The organism is Citrobacter sp. NCU1, from assembly GCF_010231475.1.
Lineage (GTDB): Bacteria > Pseudomonadota > Gammaproteobacteria > Enterobacterales > Enterobacteriaceae > Citrobacter_D.
Genome location: NZ_NRDO01000110.1, coordinates 1 through 4,104, shown reverse-complemented (window position 1 = coordinate 4,104; position 4,104 = coordinate 1). Strand labels below are relative to the sequence as shown.

Here is a 4,104-nt window from a genome sequence, read left to right as displayed (position 1 = left end):
TATTGGTGAGCGCATCGGACGAACCGAGGCCCGCCTGATTGTTCAGGGTACTGGCACCGGCACGCCGCAGCAGCCGAAAGGCCTGGCAGCATCTGTAACGGGTATCGTTACAACCGCATCCGCGGGAACCTTCACCTGGAAGGAAATGAACAAGCTGAAACATGCGGTTGACCCTGCATACCGCCGCGGGAATAAGTTCCGCTGGGCGTTCAACGACAATACCCTGGAGCTGATCGAAGAGATGGAGGACGGGCAGGGGCGTCCACTGTGGCTGCCTTCTGTTGCGGGTGGTACTCCGGCGACGGTGTTGCAGATACCGTATGAGATTGATCAGGCGATCGCCGATGTGGGCGTTGGCCAGAAATTTATGTTCTGTGGCGACTTTAACCGCTTCCTGATCCGCCGGGTGCGTTATATGGCGTTGAAACGTCTGGTTGAGCGTTATGCGGAATACGATCAGGTCGGTTTTCTTGCGTTCTACCGCTTCGACACTCTGCTGGAAGACACCGCCGCAATCAAAGCGCTGGTGGGGGTTGGTAGCGCCAGCAGCTAACAGCCTGCCAGCACGTTACCCCGGATGCCGCGAAAGCGGTTTTTTTGTGCCCGTCACCCGGCGGGCATGGAGTATCTACATGCTTCTGACGCTTGACGAAATCAAGCAGCAATGCCGCATCGAGCCGGATTTTACCGAAGACGATGATCTGTTGAATCAGATAGGCAGCGCTGTGCAAATCCGCACAGAAACCCGCATCAACCGGAAGCTCTACGCCGATGAAGTGCCAGTGCCCGACCCCGACGGTCTGATACTGCCTGACGATATTAAGCAAGCCATGCTTTTACTGGTGGGGTACTGGTACGAAAACCGCCTGGCAGTGAATGACTTTGAGCAGTCCGAAGCGCCGCTGGGCTACAACTGGCTTGTCGATCCCTACAGGCATATACCGCTATGAAACGCACGCTGACGGACGTCAACGCAACATACCGCTTGCCGCAGCCGGGTGAGCTTAGCGAACGGCTGGCTTTTCGCACCCGACAGGATGTACCTGCGGAGGGCGGCGGCACGCTGCCGGTATATACGGATAATTTCGAGTGCTGGGGGCGGGTCAGGCAACTGTCTGGCACCGCTTATCTTCACTCGATGCAAACCGACGAAAAAATCACGCACACAATCGTGATCCGCAAGCGCACCGGCATTAATACCGATATGGAAATAGTCACTGGCGGCGTGGTGTATCGCGTGATCCGGTCCGGGCCACTGAACGATGGTCGCCGCTTTACGCGCATCGATGCTAAAGCGCTGCACACAGAAGAGATGGACGGCCAGCCGCCGGGCGGCTCTACATTTTACGGGGGGTATCATGGCAACGCTGGGTAATCCGCAGGGCGGCTCGTATGTCCACGTGGATTTTCAGGGAATGAAAACCATCGATTTTAACCGCCGGATCGTGCACCGGGCGTTCAGCAAAATCGGGCAGGTCATTCAGAAGGATGCCCGCAACCGTATCAGCCAACGGCACGGCTCGAAGCCGGGTGAGGATCCGGGTTACTGGTCTGGCGCCACAGCGCGTTCAATCGGCTATTACGTACCGAGGGCAACGGGGAGCCGTCCGGGATTCATGGTTAAAATCGCCCCTAACCAGAAACGTGGTCGTGGTATGACCCCACTGAAACTGCATCAAGGGCCGGGCAGCAGTGGTTTTTATCCGGCTTATTTGTTTTACGGCGTTCGTCGTGGCGCTGTGCGCACCAAATCACACCATAAAGGGGCATCGGGGGGCAGCGGCTGGCGCATAGCACCACGCGGTAACTACATGACTGCCGCCCTTGCCAATAAGAAATACTGGACTGAGCGCATGCTGTTTAACACATTGCGCCGGGCCGTGAAACCGAAGCCAATTTAATGGAATTACGGAAAATTATTCAGGCTCTGCGTGAGCGGGTGCCAGCCTTTGGCGAGCGCGTCAGCGGTGCCGCAGAATTCAGGCCACTGCCGGAAGTGGGGAAATTGTCTTTGCCCTGCGCCTACGTTATTCCGCTGCATGATGAAACCGGGGAGCAGAAAAGTCAGACAGACTACTGGCAGGAATGCACAGATGGTTTTTCTGTCGTGGTGGCGCTGGATAACCGGGCGGGTGAGCTGGGGCTGGAATCTGTAGACGATGCTGTGCACATCGTCAGACGCTGGCTTTGGCGTGCGCTGCTGGGCTGGAGCCCGGCAGAAAATTACACGTTCGGCATTGAGTACCGCGGCGGCGTGCTGCTCGATATGAACCGTGCGATCCTCTATTACAAATTCGACTTTCAGGCCACGTTTGAGATTGGGCCGGAAGATACCTGGCACCAGCAGGAGCTTGGCTCCCTGCCGTGGCTTGAAACCGTTCACATCGATGTTGACCTTATCGATCCCGGCGCTGGCCCGGACGGCCACCCTGAATTTCAGGCAGATATTCACCTGTCACCCCCTGAATCCACCTGATAACGGAGTCTCACCATGACCGTTAGTTTTAACACCATCCCGTCTTCCGGGAATCTGGTGCCGTTGTTTTATGCCGAAATGGACAACAGCCAGGCAAATACGGCGCAGAGCGTGCAGCCGACAATTATATTCGGCTGTGCATTGCCAGACAGCGACATACCGCTGAACGAGCTGACGCTGGTATCCAGTGTCGGCGATCTGCGCATGCAGGCGGGCGCCGGTAGCCAGCTGGCGCGTATGGCTGCCGCGTACCGCAAGGTCGATTTAAGCGGGCAGCTTTGGGTGATTGCCATTCCTGAGCCTGAAGGTACCAGGGCAACCGGTACGATCACGCTCGGCGGTAACGCTATTTCTGCAGGCGTTATCTCGCTGTATATCGGCAAAACGCGTGTTCAGACGGTCGTTGCACTGAATGATCCGGCGGCCACCATTGCCGGGAATATGGTTGTAGCGATTAACGCGAATACCGACCTGCCGGTGACGGCCACTATCGGTGATTCTGACGGCTCGTCTGTTACGCTGACGGCGAAAAATACAGGGCTCTGCAGTAACGAGATACCGTTAAGCGTGAACTATTACGGCAGCGCAGGCGGTGAGGTTTTACCGGGTGGTGTAACCGTCTCGATTTCGGCTATGTCCGGCGGTGCCGGTGCGCCTGTGTTCAGCGATGCCGTGACAGTGCTGGGGGATGAGGATGGTGATTTTATCGCGTTCCCGTTCAACGACAGCGCGAGCCTCGATGCGATTGGTCTGGCAATGAACGATTCGACCGGTCGGTGGGCGCCGGGCCGACAGAGTTACGGGCATGCCTACAGCGCGAAGATGGGTGATCTTGCCAGCCTGCAGACGTTTGGCGCCACCCGTAACGATCAGCACGTCACAATCGATGGGATGGAAAGTGATACACAGACCTGCGCCGATGAATGGGCCGCGGTGTTTACAGCCCGTAACGCGGTATTTATTCGCGCTGATCCTGCCCGACCGACGCAGACAGGCCAACTTGATGGCGTACTACCGGCGAAAGCCGGGAAGCGCTTCCAGAAAACGCAGCGCAACACGCTGCTGAACTCCGGGATCGCCACCTGCTATGCGCAGGGTAGCAATGCGTTTATTGAGCGTGCCGTTACCACGTACCAGAAAAACAAGTATGGGGAAAAAGACAACAGCTATCTCGATAGCGAAACCCTGCACACCAGCGCCTATGTTCTGCGCGCACTGGAAACTTGTGTCACCAGTAAGTACGGGCGCCACAAACTTGCCAGCGATGGCACACGTTTTGGTCCGGGTCAGGCGATTGTCACGCCGTCCGTTATCAAGGCGGAGATGTGTGCGCAATACCAAATCATGGAAGAAGCCGGGATCGTTGAAAACTTCGACCTGTTTAAAAAACACCTGGTTGTCGAACGTGACGCGAACGATCCGAACCGCGTGAACGTGCTGTTCCCGCCTGATTACATCAATCAGTTGCGCATCTTCGCTCTCGTTAACCAGTTCCGCTTACAGTACCAGGAGGCAGCGTAATGGGCCGCATCGCAGGAACTACTTTTTTTAAAATCGACAGTGAACAGCTGTCGCTGACGGGTGGCATTACGGTGCCGATGAATACGAGTATCAATGACGATGTAATT

The 4,104-nt window shown here is 56.5% G+C and carries 6 protein-coding genes and 1 pseudogene; all 7 read left to right on the top strand.

Features of this window, described 5'->3' with window-relative positions:
* Positions 1–553 (top strand): phage major capsid protein (locus CJP72_RS26455; protein WP_162383839.1); only part of this gene is annotated, 553 nt, incomplete at its 5' end.
* Positions 554–632: 79 nt separating this feature from the next.
* Positions 633–950, top strand: coding sequence for a head-tail connector protein (locus CJP72_RS26450; protein ID WP_162383838.1), 318 nt, complete (start codon positions 633–635; stop codon positions 948–950).
* Entirely contained in the window at positions 947–1,375 is a 429-nt protein-coding gene (locus CJP72_RS26445) for a phage head closure protein (protein WP_162383837.1), read from the top strand. Before CJP72_RS26450 ends, CJP72_RS26445 begins: the two co-directional genes overlap by 4 nt.
* Positions 1,359–1,901, top strand: coding sequence for a hypothetical protein (locus tag CJP72_RS26440; protein ID WP_162383836.1), 543 nt, complete (start codon positions 1,359–1,361; stop codon positions 1,899–1,901). Before CJP72_RS26445 ends, CJP72_RS26440 begins: the two co-directional genes overlap by 17 nt.
* Positions 1,901–2,476: a phage tail terminator protein gene (locus CJP72_RS26435; RefSeq protein ID WP_162383835.1), complete on the top strand. Its 576-nt coding sequence runs from the start codon at positions 1,901–1,903 to the stop codon at positions 2,474–2,476. Before CJP72_RS26440 ends, CJP72_RS26435 begins: the two co-directional genes overlap by 1 nt.
* Before the next feature lie 15 nt (positions 2,477–2,491).
* Positions 2,492–3,997 carry a phage tail sheath subtilisin-like domain-containing protein gene (locus tag CJP72_RS26430; protein ID WP_162383834.1) on the top strand — a complete coding sequence of 502 codons (1,506 nt, stop codon included), beginning with the start codon at positions 2,492–2,494 and terminating at the stop codon, positions 3,995–3,997.
* Positions 3,997–4,104, top strand: a pseudogene (locus CJP72_RS26425) (phage tail tube protein); the annotation flags it as partial. The gene CJP72_RS26430 and the pseudogene CJP72_RS26425, both read left to right, overlap by 1 nt.

Bases quoted from the DNA above. Each gene is read 5' to 3' on its own strand.
- CJP72_RS26450 (WP_162383838.1), top strand. From the start codon at position 633: ATGCTTCTGACGCTTGACGAAATCAAGCAGCAATGCCGCATCGAGCCG.
- CJP72_RS26445 (WP_162383837.1), top strand. From the start codon at position 947: ATGAAACGCACGCTGACGGACGTCAACGCAACATACCGCTTGCCGCAG.
- CJP72_RS26440 (WP_162383836.1), top strand. From the start codon at position 1,359: ATGGCAACGCTGGGTAATCCGCAGGGCGGCTCGTATGTCCACGTGGAT.
- CJP72_RS26435 (WP_162383835.1), top strand. From the start codon at position 1,901: ATGGAATTACGGAAAATTATTCAGGCTCTGCGTGAGCGGGTGCCAGCC.
- CJP72_RS26430 (WP_162383834.1), top strand. From the start codon at position 2,492: ATGACCGTTAGTTTTAACACCATCCCGTCTTCCGGGAATCTGGTGCCG.